The following is a 16,584-nucleotide window of genomic DNA, read 5'->3' as shown; positions in this document are numbered from 1 at the left end:
AGTGGTGGAGTTTATGAATAAAAGAGTTTATAATTCAACATTTGGGAAAATTGTTAGAACTTTAGGATTCTTATTAGTTTTAGTTTCATCTTTATACATTTCAACGTATTTAATTATACAAAATGATACGTTACCATTTGTATCAAGCTTATTACCATTCGCACAACAATTAGAAGGTATTATCGATACATTACCAGCATTCATTGCTGATTATATTGGATTATTCTTAGTTGTAGGGTTAATATTATTAACTTGGGCAATTAGAAAAGGTATTATCTTAAGAGTTTTAATTACAGTTGTTCTATTATTTGGATATTTAGAAAGCGCAATTAATAGTTCATCTTCATTAGTACCAATTACACTTACTAATCCTTCATGGATGAGTACAGTATTAAATTTAGTTGATTCATTTTACATTTCAATTATTGGGTTAAGTGAATTTGTTATTCCTGGCGTCATGGTTGCAGCTCCAATGTTTTTATGGGCATTATTTGCGAATAAAAAACCAGGTAGATTTTCAGTGTTAATGATGAGATTAGGATCTATTGCATTGTTCTTAGCAATTCTATCATTAGTCTTAGGAGATTTATTCTTAACAACTCTAGCTCTTCAAAATTGGTATATGACAGTTCAAATCGCACTATATATGGTTACTTATTTACTATTTGTAGTTGGTGGAGTATTTGGTTTTATTGGATTTTCTAGAAAATAAAATAATGATAAAGTATAAAAAAAAGGGCTTAGCCCTTTTTTCTTTATAAAATGGATGAGAATCCTTTTAAAATAATTTGAATAAGTTTATATAATATGAGATGCTTTTTATCATCTTTTAAATTAATAGATACATGGATGAGTTCTAGGAAATGAGAGCTCATTTTTTCTATTTCAGGATCATTTTTTAGATAAATACTATTTTCAAAATGTAAGTATAAGCTTCTAAAATCTAGATTAACAGTACCAATGATCGCATCCATACCATCAACAACCATCATTTTTTGATGGATGAAGCCAGGTTTGTACTTATAGACATCAATGCCATGATCTGATAAATCTTTTGCATAGGATTCACTGACCATATAAACAGTTCTTTTATCTGGCACATAAGGAATAATGATTTTAATATCCACCCCTGATTTAGCAGCAAACTTTAATGCAGATGTTAGTTCATAATCTAAAATAAGATAAGGTGTCGTTATATAAATATAATTTCTAGCTTGATTAATCATTTGAAGATATATGTTTTTAGCTGTATATTCTTTATCAAGTGGTGAATCTAGAAAGGGAATGACAAATGAATCTGTTTTTAAATCGATTCTTTCAGGTTTTAAATCTAGTTGATTACTTTCATCGGTAAGAAACTTCAATTGGTCCATAAAACTTGTATATAAGCCGTATACAGCGTCTCCTTCAAGCTTTATACCAGCATCTTGCCAATCTTTAAAGGGTTTTGTTAAACCAATATATTCATCACCTATATTCATACCACCTGTATAGCCTATTTTATTATCGATAACTATAATTTTTCTATGGTCTCTATAATTCATTTGAAAATTTAAATGGGGTTTCATAGGATTAAAATTATAAGCATCGATGCCATAAGACTTTAAAACTTTTGTGTATCTGTAGGGTAGCTTAGAACTTCCAAAATCATCATAAATGATTTTGATGATAACACCTTCACTAACTTTTTGTTTTAAAACTTCTAAGATAGTGTCCCACATATGTCCAGGATTGATGATGAAAAATTCTAGATAGATAAATTTCTTAGCATTTTTAAATGAAGTTAGCATATCTTCATACATAACAGTTCCACTTTTTAGGTATGTAAGTTTTGTGTTCTTATATGTTGGCCAACCAAGTCCATAAAGATAGTGATAGATTTTATTGTTGCCGTGTTCTATGTCATTAGCATGTAATGCTATTCGATCATTTTCGACTTTATCGTATCTGCTTTGAACTTTTTTAGATATGTTTGTATTTTTATAAAACAAGTAAAATAATCCTCCAAATAGAGGAAAGATTAAAATAGGAATGATCCAAGCTAGTTTATATATAGGATTTTCTTCTTTATAAATTAAGTAAGCAATAATAATAACTGTAACACCGTAAAGTGCAGTATGAACATACTGGAATTGAGATAAGTAATTGATGGTCACAAAGAAGAACATAATTTGTGCCAGTAGTAGTAATAAAATGAAGGTTGTTCTACTTAAGATAAGTCTTAAAATACGTTTCATAGTTATCCTTTCTTAGTAAATAGTATGCTTTGATTAGATGATAGACTTGCATTGTAAGTATAACCATCTAGAGATATTAGTTTTAATTCGTCCAAAGTTTTAATATAGTGAGTCATGATGTAATTTGTTAATAAGCCTCTAAGCTTTTTCGCTTCCATAGAATGTATGGTTGGTTTATTGTTTTTTAATATATAAAACTCTACGGTATATACAAAATCAAGATTTTTAATGATTTGACCAAATTCGTTAGAAGCAAGATTTAATAAGATATCATCTTGATGATGTTTTTTAAGATATGATGTGATTTTTGGAGTCCAAAAATCATATAAATTCATAAAAGATTTATCCATCATTTCAAGACGATAAAAAGAGATTAAATCTAGAGGTTTTAATAAACCATAAAGCCCAGACATTATATATAAATGGTTATTGGTATAAGTTAGTTGCTCTGATGTAAAAGATTTAATATCAATGAATCTATATTGATGCCCATAATATGTATATATTGCAGGCTGTAAATGTTTGTTAAATGTTTGATAATATTGATGTGTTTTTAGCGCAACTTTTTCTGATATTTTCATATCTTTTTTTAATTGATCAATACTCAATGATTTAAGATGTTTAACCAACTGTTTTGTTTGGGTATGAAATATTGGTTTTTGATCACTTGATTTATCAGTTGAATTAAAAGTTTTTGCTGGAGAAATGAATAAGATCATCTGCGTACATCCTTTCTTATCTAGACATACATTATTATATCAAAATTAGAGAAAAAATGATAGAATAGTAAGTGTCAATTAAAGGAGGCAATTTGTTATGGATGATAGAAAACTAACAATGCTTATGGATTTTTATGAATTAACAATGGCAAACGGATATTATGTGGATAAAAAAGATAAAGAAATTGCTGTATTTGATGTTTTTTTTAGATCCATACCTGATAAAGGTGGATATGCGATATTTGCTGGATTGGAACAAGTCATAGAATATCTTCAAAATTTAAAATTTGGTAAAGATGAAATAGAATTTTTAGAATCAAAAAAAATATTTGATAAAGGTTTTTTAAATTATTTATCAAACTTTGAGTTTACTGCAGATGTTTACGCAATGAGAGAAGGCACTCCAATTTTCCCTCATGAACCTATATTAGTCGTTAAGGGGCCAATTATAGAGTGTCAATTGGTTGAAACGATGATTTTATTAACGATAAATCATCAATCTTTGATTGCAACAAAAGCAGCAAGAATTGTACATGCCGCTAAAGGCAGATCTGTTATTGAATTTGGAGCGAGACGTGCGCATGGCTATGATGCATCTATTTATGGTGCAAGAGCAGCATATATTTCTGGTGTCCTAGGTACATCTAATACTTATGTAGATTTTAAATATAGTATACCTGCACTAGGTACGATGGCACATAGTTATATTCAAAGTTATGAAGATGAATATACAGCTTTTAAAGCATATGCAGATGTATATCCGGATAGTTGTGTGTTACTTGTAGATACATACAACACATTAAAACAAGGTATTCCAAATGCGATTAAAGTGCAAAAAGAGGTTCTAGATCCTTTAGGTAAAAAACTTAAAGGGATTAGATTAGATAGTGGAGATTTAGCTTATTTAACGATTCAAGCTAGAAAAATGCTAGATGAAGCAGGGTTAGAAGATTGTAAAATAACAGTTTCTAATTCACTAGATGAGTACTTAATTAAAGAACTTATTAGCCAAGGAGCGCAAATTGATACTTTCGGTGTTGGTGAGCGCTTAGTTACAGCAAGATCTGAAGCTGTTTTTGGTGGCGTATTTAAATTATCAGCTATAGAAGTTAATAAAAAACTAACACCAAAAATTAAGATTAGTGAGAATGTTCAAAAAACAACTACTCCAGGGTTTAAACAAGTCTATAGATTTTATGATGAAAATTGTATGGCTATCGCAGATGTTATGACACTTTTTGAAGAAGAAATAGACGCATCTAAACCTTATCTATTATTCGATCCTGATTATGTTTGGAAGAAAAAAATGATTGAGACTTATAATGTTAAACCTTTACTAATACCTATTTTTAAAAAAGGAAAATTAGTTTATGAAACACCTTCATTAGAAGAAATTAGAGCATATCATAAACAAGAATTTAATACATTATGGCCAGCGGTTATCAGATTAGAAAATCCTCATGAATATTATGTGGATTTATCTGAAAAACTATGGACTTTAAAACAAAAGCTTATCAAAAAATATAAAAGATAAATTTTTCAATGGTATTGCACGCAATACCATTTTTAAAGAAGGAAGTGATTTAAATGCTACATATCGTATTATTTGAACCTGAAATCCCACAAAATACAGGAAATATTATGAGAACTTGTGTTGCCATTGGGGCCCAACTACATTTAATTGAACCTATGGGATTTAAACTAGATGAAAAAAGATTAAAAAGAAGTGCTCTAGATTATTATGAGCATATCGCATATAAGGTTTATAAGAATTATGTTGAGTTTGAAAAAGCAAACAAAGGTAGATATTTCTTTTTAACAAGATATGGGAAAAAATCTTATACAGAATTTGATTATAAAGCTATTGACCAAGATATCTATTTAATCTTTGGAAAAGAATCAACGGGTGTAGAAAAACATATTTTAGCCAACCACTTAGATTCTTGTTATAGAATTCCTACAACAGATAAAGTAAGAAGTCTAAATTTGAGTAATTGTGTGGCTTTAGTCAGCTATGAAGTATTAAGACAATTAGATTTTCCAGATCTTATTAAAACAGAACCTGAAACACATAAAGGAAAAGATTTTCTAGATCAATTTATAAACGAGGACGACATATGAAACTAACACACGAACAAACTGTAGGAGAAGAAATCGCAAATGCTGTAAGTCATGGAGTTATGGCTATATTTGGAATCGTTGCGATGATTTTAATGCTTATTAAGAGTGATAGAACCATTGAAGTGTTTGCAGCTATTATTTTTGGATTCGGGATGATTAATTTATATACAATGTCAACGATGTATCATTCATTATTTCATAAAACTGCAAAGGGTATATTTCAAAGATTTGATCATTTAAGTATCTATATTTTAATAGGAGCAACTTTTGCCCCAGCACTTTTATTAATCCCTGAGCTTCAAGAACCAGTTCTTGGAACCAGTGGGATAGGGTTAGGTCCACTGATCTTTATCATTCAATGGATTTTAATCGCAATAGGCGTTGTTTTTAAATCAATTTGGATCAAAAAATATATGAAGCTTCATTTGGTCTTATATCTTGCAATGGGTTGGAGTGCAGTTGTTTTTATTAGACAACTATACGCATATGAACCTGCATCATTTTGGTTTATTTTAACAGGTGGTCTTGCTTATAGTATTGGCGTCATATTTTATACACAACCTAAAATAAAATATTTTCATTTTATTTGGCATTTATTTACCGCAACAGGAACCATTCTTCATTTTTTCGCCATCTATTTATACTTGTATTAATAGATAAAATATACAAAAAATAAAGCAAATACAAGTATTAACATGAATATTTGTTCATATACTTGATAATTCATAAAAATTAATGTATTATATCATTGTAGAAAGAGGTACAATTATGAAAATATTAGCAGTAAACGCAGGCAGTTCATCTCTGAAATTTCAATTATTAAACATGCCAGAAGAAACAGAAATTACATCTGGATTAGTTGAAAGAATCGGCTATGACAACGCAGTGTTCGTTATTAAAGTAAATGGACAAAAAGTAAGTAAAGAACAAACTATATTAGATCATAAAGTTGCAGTAGAACTTGTGATCAAGGGACTTATTGAAAACAAGATTATTGACTCACTTGATGAAATAAAAGGTGTTGGTCATCGTGTTGTTCAAGGTGGAGAAATATTTAAAGATTCTGTAGTCATTACAGATCAAGTGATTAAAGACATTGAAAGTTTAAATGATCTTGCTCCGCTTCATAATCCAGCAAACATTACAGGCATTAAAGCATTTCAAGCAATTTTACCAAATGTCATACAAGTTGCAGTATTTGATACAACTTTTCATCAAACGATGAAAGAAGATGCATATCTATATTCAGCACCATATGAATGGTATACAAAATATGGCGTAAGAAAATACGGTTTTCATGGAACATCTCATCAATTTGTAAGCCAAAGAGCTATGGAATTACTTGATAATCCAAAAGCGAAAATTATCGTTGCACATTTAGGTAACGGCGCATCACTTTGTGCAGTTGACTCAGGTAAAAGCGTTGATACATCCATGGGATTAACACCATTAGATGGTATTCCAATGGGTACACGTAGTGGTAGTATTGATCCATCTGTATTAATGTTAGTTTCACAAAAAGAAAATAGATCTTATGCAGATGTTTTAGATGATTTAAACAAACGTAGTGGATATCTTGGAGTTTCAGGTATATCTAATGACAGTAGAGATATTGTTGATAATATGAATGAAGGACATAAAAGAGCTACACTAGCTTATAAAATCCAAATTAAGAGAATCGCAGACTTTATTGGATCATATTATGTTTATATGGGTGGACTTGATGCGATTTGCTTTACAGCAGGCATCGGTGAAAATGCTCCGATTGTAAGAAATGATGTTATCGAAGCTATTAAAGTATTAGGTGCAAAAATAGATCCAGTTGAAAATCAAAAACGTGGAGAACACTTAATATCATCTAAAGATTCTAAGATTAAAGTCTTTGTCATTCCAACAAATGAAGAAGTTATGATTGCAAGAGAAGTTATGAGATTAAATAAGTAATAACATATATAAGTTAAGCATGAGTCATTTGGCTTGTGCTTTTTTAATGATTAAGTTTGAAATGTTATATAGTATGATAAAATAAGTAAGAGGTATAGATATGAATACGTTTATAAAAGAAAATGAAGTAATACAAATAGAAATAAGAAAAACAGGGATTAATGGAGAAGGTATTGGCTATTATAAAAAACTAGCTATTTTTGTTGATTATGCACTACCTAATGAGACTGTTGATGTGATGATCACAAGAGTTTATGATAATAGAGCAATGGCGAAATTAGTTAAAATTCATAAGAAAAGTGAATTTAGAGCAACGCCTTTTTGTCCAGTCTATGAACAATGTGGAGGATGTCAATTCCAACACATCACATATGAACAATCATTAATTGAAAAAAGAGAGATGATTTTAAGTAGTTTTGATCGATACATCTCATTTAAAGTTCCTAGAGAATTGGTAAAAGATACGATTGGTGCAGATGATCCTAAAAATTACAGAAATAAAGCAAGTCTTCCTGTTCAAAGTAAGAAGAGAAATGAGATAGGCATGTATCAAGCTAATAGTCATAAGTTTATTGCTATTGATGCTTGTCCAGTTCAAGATAAAAATATCAATAGAATCTTAAAAACCATTTTAGACTTAATGAATACATATAAAGTTGATGGATTTGATCCTAAATTTAATAAAGGTTATATTAAAAGCTTAGTGGTTCGAGTATCTGAGGATACTAAAGAAGCACAAGTATCATTTATATTATTTAATGATTCTAAATTCTTAGATAGAATGGTTAAAAAGTTAATTGAAGTAGAACCGATGATTAAGTCAGTATTTAAAGTTTTAAGTAAACCAAACAAAAAGAACCCATTCTTCTCTGATGCACCAATTAAACTATATGGTAAAGATACAATCCAAGCTAAATTAGATGGATATACATTTGATTTAAAACCAGATGCATTCTTCCAATTAAATACGCCTCAAGCTCATAAGTTCTATTTAAAAATGAAAGAACTTGCTAGACTTAAAAAAAGTGAAGTTGCAATTGATGCATATGCAGGAGTTGCTCCAGTAAGCCATTACATCGCTAAAGATTGTAAACATGTTTATGCTATTGAACTTGATGAAAGTTCATGTATAAGTGCTAAAAAATCTTTAAATGAAAATGGTATTGATAACGTTACTGTACTTCATAGTGACTTTAATAGAGCATTAAGTGGTTTAAAAGAAAAAGAAATTGATGTCATGTTTTTTGATCCACCAAGAACTGGTTTAGGCACAGAAACTATTAAATTAATTTTAGAATCTAAACCAAAGAGAATTATTTATGGATCATGTAATCCTTCAACACTAGCTAAAGATTTAAATGTTTTATTAGATCATTACTTTTTAGAAGAAACATCACCTTTAGATATGTTTCCTTACACTTCATTAGTTGAAAGTGTTTCATTACTTACATTAAAGCCAGTCGAAAATACAATTAATTGATGATTTAAGTTTATAAAATAGTAAGGGGACTAGAAATAATAATTTTCTAGTCCCTTTTTATATATATTTGTATTTAAATAGTTAAAAATCAGTTTATAACAATCGTATAAGAAGTTTTAAAAATTTCATTTACTTTCAATTTATGAATTCCTATTTTATGTATGAGTTGTTTATCATGATCCATAAAATCAGAAATGCCATACCAAGGTTCTAAACAAATAAAAGGAGAGTTTTTACCTTCAATAACTTTTGTCCATATACCTAAATATGGAAAATCCTTTGTTTTTAGTGTGATAGATTTTTTATTATCTTTTAAAGTGATTTCATCTATATTGTCATAGATAATCGCATCATTTAAAAATGATGTATCATCTATAGGTATCACAGTAACCTTGATGTTCTTTTTGATGTTATTTATATTAGGCGTCCCTTTAAGTTCATAAAGATTTGTTTGCTTATTAACTTCTACTATAGAGCCATTTAAGAAATTAAATGCTGGATGAGCTCCAATTTGGAAATACATATCATAACTATTTGTGTTTTGTACTGTCCATGTGACAATTAATTGATTTTCAATAAGCTCATATTCTATATATAGATTAAATTTAAATGGATAATTTTTTAAAGTGCTTGCGTTTTCTTTTAATAGATATAATACTTTGGTTTCACTATAACTGATTAGGATGAACTCATTGTCTCTAGCAAAACCGTGTTGTGTCATATGATATTTTTTTTGATTATATATATATTCATCATCTAATAATCTACCGACAATAGGAAAAAGTACTGGACTAGATCTTTTCCAATATAAAGGATCTGCTTGCCAGAGGTATTCAACATTATTTTTTATGATGCTTTTAGCTTCAGCACCTAAATTATCTATAGTCACTGTTAATTCATTATTTTTTAATATCATTTTTTATCACCTATTCTATTTTATAACATATTACATTTATTTGACAGGAGAAGTGATAAAATATAAACTAAATTACTTTTGATAATAAGGTTTAACTTAATATAAAACATATGTTTTGTCTTTTTTTTTATTGCATGTTATATTAAATCAAGGTGATGATATGAAAAAAATGAGTTTTGGATTGATGACATTTTTAGAAACAGGATTAAGTAGCGAAGGTTTTATGATAGATCATGAAACTAGAATAAATCATGCATTAGAAGAGGTTAAGTTGGCAGATGAGTTAGGATTAGATTATTATGGCATTGGAGAACATCATAGGTCTGATTATGCCGCAACAAGTCCTGAAATTATATTGGCAGCTGCAGCTGCAATTACAAAACAAATACATCTAGGTTCAGCTGTAACAGTCTTATCTTCAGATGATCCAGTAAGAGTTTATGAGGCATTTGCTACTCTTGATTTAATCTCTAATGGTAGAGCAGAAATCATTGCAGGTAGAGGCTCGTTTACTGAATCTTTTGAGTTATTTGGATATGATTTAAGAAACTATGATCAACTCTATTCAGAAAAACTAGATTTACTACTTAAAATAAGAGATCATGAAAATGTAACTTGGAATGGTAAATTAAGAGCACCATTTAAAAACAAGACGATTTATCCAAGAGCAAAATCTAGTTTAAAAATATCGATTGCAGTTGGTGGTTCATATGAATCTGTTTTAAGAGCTGCAAATCTAGGTCTTCCTATCGTTTTTGCGATAATTGGAGGCAATCCCTTAAATTTTAAACCACTTGTTGATTTATATAAAAAGACTTATCTTGAAAAAGGATTTAAAGAAGAGGATATGGAAATTGGAGTTGCTGTTCATGGACTTATCAGTAGTGATCCTGATATTTTAGAAAAATATTATCCATCTCATCATGCTCAATTTTCTAAAATAGCTAGTGAGAGAGGTTGGCCTTCTTATTCTAAAGAAAGCTATATGGCTAATATGAAGCGTGGACCATTTTATGTAGGTAATAAAGAAGAAGTCACCAAAAGACTATTATCTTTAATACAGGGACTTAACATTAACCGTCTATTATTTCATACACCAGGTTCTTATATGCCACATGAAATGACGATGGAAAGCATTAGAACATATGGACAAGAAGTAGTTTCTAAACTGAAAAAGAGTGTTAGAAAATAATTAAATACTAAATATAAAGATTGCTTATATTCCTTATTCATAAAGGATGTAATCAATCTTTTTTTAATACCTAATACGTGATATAATAAAAGAAATTATTAAAAAGGAAAACTATATATGACAGAACAAGAAAAAATGCTTAAAGGTATGCTTTATCAAGCAGGAGAAAAGAAATTATCTTCAATGAGAAAAAGAGCTAGCGAACTAACTTACGACTATAATCATTTAAGACCAAGCCAAAAAGAAGAACAACAAGCAATCTTAAACCAATTGTTAGGCTCTATGGGCAAAGATGTATGGATCAATCAACCTTTTTTAGTTGATTATGGATGTAATTTATACATAGGGGACCATTTTTTTGCTAATTATAACTTTACAGTTCTTGATATAGGAAAAGTAACAATAGGCAATCGAGTCATGATTGGACCTAATGTTGGCATTATGACAGCAGGTCATCCTTTGGATAAAGTGATACGAGCAGAACTTTATGAATTTGGCTACGATATTACGATTAAAGATGATGTTTGGATTGGGGCAAACGTAGTTATTAATCCTGGAGTTACTATTGGTAGTGGTGTCGTCATTGGTTCAGGTAGTGTTGTTACAAATGATTTAGAAGATGATACTTTATGTTATGGAAATCCTTGTAGAGTTATTAGAAAAATAACAGAAAAAGATAGAATTTTTTGGCAAAAAGAAAAAGAAAAGTCCTTATCTAATTCATAAAGAAAGAAAGTGTATATATGACAAAAATAATTAATGTATTAAAAATATACATGATTATCATTTCACTTTTATTTGTAATGTTTGCATTTAATGTATTTGGCTCTACTGAAGGAAATATCACAAATGAGATATTAGGGCTTTTAATATCCATATTGCCAGGGTTATTCTTGTTATTAACAACTATGATATGCTGGCATAAAGAAAGAATTTTATCATATTTTATAGGAATTATGGCAATTATTTTCTTTATATTTTTTAAAATGTATTATATCTTTGATTCACTTGAAATTATTGTTTTGATTTTTATACCCATGGCTTCATTATCAATTTTACTTTTTATAGATTCAAAAAATATAAATACATATAGTTAACTTGAAAGGAAATACATTATGATATTTGTTCTGATTGGCCTATTTTTAGTTTCATGGTTTGTGTTTATTTATCATGTCGTCAAACAAAAACGTTTAGAAGGATTTTTTTATAAAGGTTTTGCTAGCTTTATGTTTATTGCAATAGCTCTTTATGGTGCATTTCATTTCATGACTACACCGGCTAATGGAGTGGGCATGTTAATATTTGAATACAAATATGCTAGACTTATTTTATTAATCATTTTAGGATTAGTTTCTGGGCTTATTGGTGATCTATTTCTTGGAGTTCAGTATTTTTATGATCAAAAGAGAATCTTCACTATCAATAATGGAATGATTATCTTTTTAATTGGACATCTGCTTTATATCGTAGGCATCATTAATTACACCAAATTTAATATCATTGCTTTAGGTATAGGTCTAATAATGACTATTGTTGTTTATATAGGCGGAAAACTTATGGATTTAAAAATGGGGAAACTAGAAATCATGACCTATATTTATACATTTGTGATTTTTACCATGGTAGGTTTTTCTATCTTACAAGCAATCGACCTATCATTTAATCTATATAGTTTAAGCTTTATGATAGGTGCACTCCTATTTGGTTTATCTGATTTATTGTTAGCACCAATTTATTTTAAAAATGAAAAATCAAATGTATTTGTTGTTTCAAATCTTGCAACTTATTATTTAGGACAATTACTTATAGCTTTATCAATATTTTTCTTATAAAAGGGAGGATGAATATGGGGAAAAGAATTATAAGCTTTTTAGTTATTACATTTATATTATTTAGTTTTCTTGCGCTTGATATCAATGCTGATATGGGACCTAAATCAACTATCGATATAGAAATTATAGGTGTTGATCAACCTTATTATTTTGATGTCTTAATCTATGAGAGTAATGATATAGAAATTCTAGATCTTTTTGATCTTGCAAATGAAATAGAAGGTAATTATTATCAAGATGATTATCCTAGTGATATTTTAAATGGATATCAAGATGAGGATGGATTCGTATCTAGAACACTTTATAATGGTATACCAGCAATCTTATCAAAACCAGATGATTCAAAAGAAATCTATCATGTAGGATATTTTAGTGCACCAAAAACATTCAAGATTGTAATCATCTTAGATGATGATACGATGATTACATCTAAAATAATCGATAGAAAACTATTTCAATCAACAATGACTTATGATCTATCTGATGTTGATTTATCATTTAATCAACAAGATGTTGGTGTCCTAACAGAATCAATACCCTACACTCACGTCTCAATTTCACTTTTAATAAGAGTGATCATTACGGTTGGTGTAGAATTACTTATTTTGTTTGCCTATAATTATCGAAGAAAAGAAAGTTATATGATTGTTGGGTTAACCAATTTAGTTACACAAACGCTATTAACTGTCTTTATGGCAATAGGCTTTTATGCATGGGGTTCATTCTTTGGTCTTCTTGGTGTTTTAATACTAGGAGAAATTCTTGTGTTTATTACAGAAATTTTATTATATGGGTATGTTTTAAAAGAACATAGTAGATCAAAAGCAATGGGTTATGCATTTATCGCAAATGTGATTACATTAATTCTTACCTTCCTTACCATTGGTTTTATTTAAACATAAGCCAATATATGTTTTCTATGAATAGTTTTTGCTAAGATATAATAAAAGCGAGGTTATGTTATGCAAAAACAAGAACAAACATTAAGTCAATATATAGAAAATTTAGAAGAAAATAGAGTAGATGATATTAAAAAACTTATTGATATCGCAAAAGACATAACAAAAAAAGAACCCTTCATGTGGGGATCTATCATTGGATTTGGTAAAATCCAATATACTTATGCATCTAAAAGACAAGGTGACACTTTTGAATTCGGGTTTGCCAGTAGGAAACAAGCAATCACTTTATACTTAAGTTGGGATGTCAATCAATTTAAGGCTTTAAAACACTTAGGAACCTATAAAACGGGGAAAGGGTGTTTATATATTAAAAAGCTATCTGATGTCAATTTAGGCGTATTAAAAGGCTTAATTAAAGAAGCTGTTGATTCATTAAAGCATAATCCGATCATTACTAAAATATATGAATAAAAAAAAGGGGCTGTAATGAAATGAAGAATATTTAATCTTCATGGACTACACAGTCCCTTTTTCTTTTGTTTTGTGGATAAACATAAAAAAATACCTGTTTTTAGGCATATTTAAAAGAGAACTTCAAAATTCTTTAGTTTTCCACAGGATAACTATTGAACGAATCGTTGTTGCTTGTTATGATATTTTGATAAATTATACCCAATTGAGAGTAACATAAACTCTAATTTAACATTTTGGATGCCACGTCGCTTAAATCTTCTAAATTTAAAGTCTTCTTTTAAAACCCCAAATGCGCCTTCAACTTGAATTGAGCGTTGAATCCTAAGTTCTATACCTAAATCAGATTGAAGATTATCTCTTGCTTTTTTTTGATAGTTCCATAATTCTTCATTGACTTCAATACGTCTTGGAGCTTTCCCTTTTTTACACTTTGAAGCTAGCGGACATCTTAAACAAGTAGATGACTCATAAACATCTTTACCATTGTGTCTTGTAAATAGATAATTCATCTTTCGTCCTTTTGGACAAATTAGATTCCCGTTTTTATCTTTAGTGAAATTTTCTGCACGATAAGGACTATTTATATAGTTCTGATTGCTGGTTTCTTTTTTATACATTGGATATTTTTGATAGAGTTCCATATCTTTGGATTTTAAATATCTATAATTTATAAGTCCACCATATCCAGCATCTGCTACAGGATATTTAGGATAAAATCCATAGCTATGATTAAATCCTTCTAGAAATGGTTCTAATGTTTTATAATCGCTTCGATTCTGATAGACATCCATATGCATGATATATCCATCTGACACGCCAATTTGAATGTTGTATCCAGCCTTTAATTGACCATTTCTCATATGATCGTCTTTCATGCGCATATATGTTGCACCATGATCTGTTCTTGCATATGAATTTCTTGATGGACCTATGATCTCTAAATCATGATTATAGCTTGTTAGTTTTTCTATGTAGTCTACGATATCTTCATAATCTCTTTGTAATCCACTTTTGTGGTTCCCTTTGCCATAGACAAAATCAATGCCTTCTTTGTCAATTTCATTGACTAAGAAATCTCTAATCTTTTCTAAATATGATATCTCATAATCTTCTTTGATCAGAAAGTAGATGCCTAAATGTTTATAGTCTTCATTTAATTTGTGCAGAGTCTTGGTAATTTTGAGTTGAAGTTTTTGTTTAAACTTAAGAATTGAGTTCTTCCAAACAAATTTATATTTGTTTGCGTTTGCCTCTATCTTTGTCCCATCTATATATAAGGTATTGATATCAATTTGTTCTTTTTTTGCGATATATTGATTGATCTCTAAAAAGATATCTTCGATGGATGTTTTTAAGTGGGTATTAATAAATTCTTTGATGGTATTATGGCTTGGTTTTAACTCATTAGTCAACCACATGAGCCTAATATCATTTTTAGCTGCCTTTTCCATTGCTCTTAAACTATGGATTTTTTCCATCTGGCAAAACAATACCAATTTCAACATATTGACTGAATTGTATCCTAGTCTACCTTGATGAGATTTGGATACTAAGTATTTTTTAACCTCGATTTTTGAAAATACTTCGTCAAATGTTCTGACTTCACTATCAAATGGTATTAAAATGTTCATTTCTAGTGGTAATTTTAATTGTTTTGCGCTAAAATAAGATTGAGTTAATTGAGTACTTTGCATACTTCAATTATATCAAAAACCACTCTGGATTTTCCAGAGTGGTTTTGTGTTTTATAGACTATAATGATTTTATTTCATTACAGCCCCTTTTATCATTTTAAACTAAATTATCTTAATCCTTTATCATAAGGAATACCTTCAGCTTTTGGTGCTCTAGACTTCTTAGAAGTGAAGACTAAAACAACTAGAGTTGCAAAATAAGGTAGGATCTTATAATATGTTGTATCAATACCTAGGTTTTGTAAAAATGGAATAAGTGGAATTGAATAAGCAAGTGTTGATAAGAATGCAAAGAATAAAGCTGCAAACATAATTTTAATTGGTTGCCATTGCCCAAAGATCATAACAGCTAATGCTAAGAACCCAAAGCCAGCAACACCAGTGTGACCACTAATATTACTTGTTAAGATACCAACTGAATAGAAATAACCACCAATACCACCTAATAAGCCTGATAGACCTACACCATAATATCTCATCTTAGATACATTAATCCCAACAGAGTCTGCTGCATGTGGATGTTCTCCACAAGCTCTCAAGCGAAGACCAAACTTAGTTTTGTATAAAAGTATTGTTGAAATAATTAAAAATAAGAATCCGATATATACAGTTAAATAAGTATTTTGGAAGAATAAATCACCGATAACAGGTATCTTTGATAATAATGGAACTTCACGAATATATAAACTAATATCAGTTGTAATACCATCTGAATTAAAACTCATTTTAGAAAATAGAAGGATTGCAGCAGGAATAAACATATTCATCGCTGTCCCTGAAATAACTTGATTTGCTTTCATATTGACTGCAGCGTAAGCCAGTAACATTGAAAATGCAATCCCAGCAGCACCAGCTACAATCATACCGATAAGAAGTAATAACTGTGGATTTATAGAAGAGTCTTGAACATTTAAAATAAACAATGCACCAAAGAATGCGCCAAATAACATAATCCCTTCTAATGCGATGTTGACAACACCACTACGTTCACTAAACATTCCACCAAGAGCAACTAGTAATAAAGGAATTGCAACAGGAAGCATATTTTGAATTAAATAATAGATAACATCCAT

17 protein-coding genes are annotated in these 16,584 nt (G+C 29.4%); 12 read left to right on the top strand and 5 right to left on the bottom strand.

Annotation, left to right across the window (positions count from 1 at the left end):
* Positions 1–13 precede the first annotated feature (13 nt).
* Positions 14–712, top strand: coding sequence for a hypothetical protein (locus MPAN_RS05520; RefSeq protein WP_176240131.1), 699 nt, complete (start codon positions 14–16; stop codon positions 710–712).
* Between the two features lie 43 nt (positions 713–755).
* Here the strand turns inward: MPAN_RS05520 and cls are convergent, their stop codons facing one another.
* On the bottom strand, positions 756–2,237 hold the full coding sequence (cls, locus tag MPAN_RS05515) for a cardiolipin synthase (protein WP_176240130.1): 1,482 nt from the start codon (positions 2,235–2,237) through the stop codon (positions 756–758).
* Positions 2,238–2,239: 2 nt separating this feature from the next.
* A complete protein-coding gene (locus tag MPAN_RS05510; protein ID WP_176240129.1) occupies positions 2,240–2,956 on the bottom strand; it encodes a YaaA family protein in 717 nt (238 codons plus the stop codon).
* Positions 2,957–3,053: 97 nt separating this feature from the next.
* Between MPAN_RS05510 and MPAN_RS05505 the strand changes: the two genes are divergently transcribed.
* From MPAN_RS05505 to rlmD, 5 genes are all read left to right on the top strand, one after another.
* Positions 3,054–4,490 carry a nicotinate phosphoribosyltransferase gene (locus MPAN_RS05505; RefSeq protein WP_176240128.1) on the top strand — a complete coding sequence of 479 codons (1,437 nt, stop codon included), beginning with the start codon at positions 3,054–3,056 and terminating at the stop codon, positions 4,488–4,490.
* Between the two features lie 53 nt (positions 4,491–4,543).
* Positions 4,544–5,077 (top strand): tRNA (cytidine(34)-2'-O)-methyltransferase, encoded by a 534-nt coding sequence (locus MPAN_RS05500; protein WP_176240127.1) that lies wholly within the window; start codon positions 4,544–4,546, stop codon positions 5,075–5,077.
* Complete coding sequence (gene trhA / locus MPAN_RS05495; protein ID WP_176240126.1) at positions 5,074–5,730, top strand: PAQR family membrane homeostasis protein TrhA; 657 nt, start codon at positions 5,074–5,076, stop codon at positions 5,728–5,730. Before MPAN_RS05500 ends, trhA begins: the two co-directional genes overlap by 4 nt.
* 115 nt (positions 5,731–5,845) lie before the next feature.
* Positions 5,846–7,021: an acetate/propionate family kinase gene (locus MPAN_RS05490; RefSeq protein WP_231756743.1), complete on the top strand. Its 1,176-nt coding sequence runs from the start codon at positions 5,846–5,848 to the stop codon at positions 7,019–7,021.
* A gap of 100 nt (positions 7,022–7,121) precedes the next feature.
* The gene (gene rlmD, locus MPAN_RS05485) at positions 7,122–8,501 is read left to right on the top strand and encodes a 23S rRNA (uracil(1939)-C(5))-methyltransferase RlmD (RefSeq protein ID WP_176240125.1); all 1,380 of its coding nucleotides are present in this window, start codon (positions 7,122–7,124) and stop codon (positions 8,499–8,501) included.
* Between the two features lie 88 nt (positions 8,502–8,589).
* On the opposite strand, the gene MPAN_RS05480 is transcribed toward rlmD, so the two are convergent.
* A complete protein-coding gene (locus MPAN_RS05480) occupies positions 8,590–9,417 on the bottom strand; it encodes an aldose 1-epimerase family protein (protein WP_176240124.1) in 828 nt (275 codons plus the stop codon).
* A gap of 160 nt (positions 9,418–9,577) precedes the next feature.
* Between MPAN_RS05480 and MPAN_RS05475 the strand changes: the two genes are divergently transcribed.
* The 6 genes from MPAN_RS05475 (at position 9,578) to MPAN_RS05450 (ending at position 13,814) form a co-directional block, all read left to right on the top strand.
* Positions 9,578–10,609, top strand: coding sequence for an LLM class flavin-dependent oxidoreductase (locus MPAN_RS05475; protein ID WP_231756742.1), 1,032 nt, complete (start codon positions 9,578–9,580; stop codon positions 10,607–10,609).
* A 117-nt stretch (positions 10,610–10,726) separates the two neighbouring features.
* A complete protein-coding gene (locus tag MPAN_RS05470) occupies positions 10,727–11,335 on the top strand; it encodes a sugar O-acetyltransferase (RefSeq protein WP_176240123.1) in 609 nt (202 codons plus the stop codon).
* Between the two features lie 17 nt (positions 11,336–11,352).
* Complete coding sequence (locus MPAN_RS05465; RefSeq protein ID WP_176240122.1) at positions 11,353–11,706, top strand: DUF7670 domain-containing protein; 354 nt, start codon at positions 11,353–11,355, stop codon at positions 11,704–11,706.
* An 18-nt stretch (positions 11,707–11,724) separates the two neighbouring features.
* Positions 11,725–12,441 (top strand): lysoplasmalogenase family protein, encoded by a 717-nt coding sequence (locus tag MPAN_RS05460; protein ID WP_176240121.1) that lies wholly within the window; start codon positions 11,725–11,727, stop codon positions 12,439–12,441.
* Positions 12,442–12,455: 14 nt separating this feature from the next.
* A complete protein-coding gene (locus MPAN_RS05455) occupies positions 12,456–13,337 on the top strand; it encodes a hypothetical protein (protein ID WP_176240120.1) in 882 nt (293 codons plus the stop codon).
* Positions 13,338–13,403: 66 nt separating this feature from the next.
* The gene (locus tag MPAN_RS05450) at positions 13,404–13,814 is read left to right on the top strand and encodes a DUF1801 domain-containing protein (RefSeq protein ID WP_176240119.1); all 411 of its coding nucleotides are present in this window, start codon (positions 13,404–13,406) and stop codon (positions 13,812–13,814) included.
* A 152-nt stretch (positions 13,815–13,966) separates the two neighbouring features.
* On the opposite strand, the gene MPAN_RS05445 is transcribed toward MPAN_RS05450, so the two are convergent.
* Together MPAN_RS05445 and MPAN_RS05440 are read right to left on the bottom strand one after the other, a co-directional pair.
* Complete coding sequence (locus tag MPAN_RS05445) at positions 13,967–15,511, bottom strand: IS1182 family transposase (protein WP_231756741.1); 1,545 nt, start codon at positions 15,509–15,511, stop codon at positions 13,967–13,969.
* 107 nt (positions 15,512–15,618) lie between these two features.
* Positions 15,619–16,584, bottom strand: a complete 966-nt coding sequence (locus MPAN_RS05440; protein ID WP_176240138.1) for an ABC transporter permease — start codon at positions 16,582–16,584, stop codon at positions 15,619–15,621.

The organism is Mariniplasma anaerobium (genome assembly GCF_016865445.1).
In the GTDB taxonomy this organism is placed as follows: domain Bacteria; phylum Bacillota_I; class Bacilli_A; order Acholeplasmatales; family Acholeplasmataceae; genus Mariniplasma; species Mariniplasma anaerobium.
Note: the sequence above shows the minus strand (reverse complement) of the source record. Positions and strands in the feature narration are given on the sequence as shown.

What these genes read in the sequence shown, in the direction of transcription:
- MPAN_RS05455 (WP_176240120.1), top strand. Translation starts at nt 12,456, where the DNA reads ATGGGGAAAAGAATTATAAGCTTTTTAGTTATTACATTTATATTATTT.
- MPAN_RS05510 (WP_176240129.1), bottom strand. Translation starts at nt 2,956, where the DNA reads ATGATCTTATTCATTTCTCCAGCAAAAACTTTTAATTCAACTGATAAA.
- MPAN_RS05480 (WP_176240124.1), bottom strand. Translation starts at nt 9,417, where the DNA reads ATGATATTAAAAAATAATGAATTAACAGTGACTATAGATAATTTAGGT.
- MPAN_RS05450 (WP_176240119.1), top strand. Translation starts at nt 13,404, where the DNA reads ATGCAAAAACAAGAACAAACATTAAGTCAATATATAGAAAATTTAGAA.
- MPAN_RS05500 (WP_176240127.1), top strand. Translation starts at nt 4,544, where the DNA reads ATGCTACATATCGTATTATTTGAACCTGAAATCCCACAAAATACAGGA.
- MPAN_RS05440 (WP_176240138.1), bottom strand. Translation starts at nt 16,584, where the DNA reads ATGGATGTTATCTATTATTTAATTCAAAATATGCTTCCTGTTGCAATT.
- MPAN_RS05470 (WP_176240123.1), top strand. Translation starts at nt 10,727, where the DNA reads ATGACAGAACAAGAAAAAATGCTTAAAGGTATGCTTTATCAAGCAGGA.
- MPAN_RS05490 (WP_231756743.1), top strand. Translation starts at nt 5,846, where the DNA reads ATGAAAATATTAGCAGTAAACGCAGGCAGTTCATCTCTGAAATTTCAA.
- rlmD (WP_176240125.1), top strand. Translation starts at nt 7,122, where the DNA reads ATGAATACGTTTATAAAAGAAAATGAAGTAATACAAATAGAAATAAGA.
- MPAN_RS05520 (WP_176240131.1), top strand. Translation starts at nt 14, where the DNA reads ATGAATAAAAGAGTTTATAATTCAACATTTGGGAAAATTGTTAGAACT.
- MPAN_RS05460 (WP_176240121.1), top strand. Translation starts at nt 11,725, where the DNA reads ATGATATTTGTTCTGATTGGCCTATTTTTAGTTTCATGGTTTGTGTTT.
- MPAN_RS05465 (WP_176240122.1), top strand. Translation starts at nt 11,353, where the DNA reads ATGACAAAAATAATTAATGTATTAAAAATATACATGATTATCATTTCA.
- MPAN_RS05505 (WP_176240128.1), top strand. Translation starts at nt 3,054, where the DNA reads ATGGATGATAGAAAACTAACAATGCTTATGGATTTTTATGAATTAACA.
- MPAN_RS05475 (WP_231756742.1), top strand. Translation starts at nt 9,578, where the DNA reads ATGAAAAAAATGAGTTTTGGATTGATGACATTTTTAGAAACAGGATTA.
- trhA (WP_176240126.1), top strand. Translation starts at nt 5,074, where the DNA reads ATGAAACTAACACACGAACAAACTGTAGGAGAAGAAATCGCAAATGCT.
- MPAN_RS05445 (WP_231756741.1), bottom strand. Translation starts at nt 15,511, where the DNA reads ATGCAAAGTACTCAATTAACTCAATCTTATTTTAGCGCAAAACAATTA.
- cls (WP_176240130.1), bottom strand. Translation starts at nt 2,237, where the DNA reads ATGAAACGTATTTTAAGACTTATCTTAAGTAGAACAACCTTCATTTTA.